The sequence below is a fragment of the Hallella faecis genome, assembly GCF_018789675.1.
In the GTDB taxonomy this organism is placed as follows: domain Bacteria; phylum Bacteroidota; class Bacteroidia; order Bacteroidales; family Bacteroidaceae; genus Prevotella; species Prevotella faecis.
Genome location: NZ_JAHKBE010000179.1, coordinates 1 through 349, shown reverse-complemented (window position 1 = coordinate 349; position 349 = coordinate 1). Strand labels below are relative to the sequence as shown.

General features: G+C 41.8%; 1 pseudogene. It reads left to right on the top strand.

What is annotated here, in order from left to right:
- Positions 1 to 274: pseudogene (locus KM934_RS13035) on the top strand (hypothetical protein); the annotation flags it as partial.
- Positions 275 to 349 lie beyond the last annotated feature (75 nt).

The window sequence follows — 349 nt, the reverse complement described above, 5'->3', positions numbered from 1 at the left end:
CAGTTTTGGGTTAGCATCTGCACGGCCTACTCCACAGGGTTTGTCGGGTGCGCCTCAATACGTCAAACTTGAAAATGGATATTCTGCGCATGTCTATGATATGGAAGTGATTATCGACATAGCACTTCAAATGGATACATACCAAGCATTGCTTTTTAGAAGATGGCTTGTTGGAAAGATAGGAAATCGCAAAGAATGTCAAGCTACTCCAGGAAAGCAGGGGCGTACGACGATTATCGTGATGAATGGAACGATGCCGAGAGGTATCAGTTAAGCATTACACCTTAATTATATAATAGGGATGCTCGTAAATCAGTCAAAAACAACCTAACGATCTAATTGTCAGTGT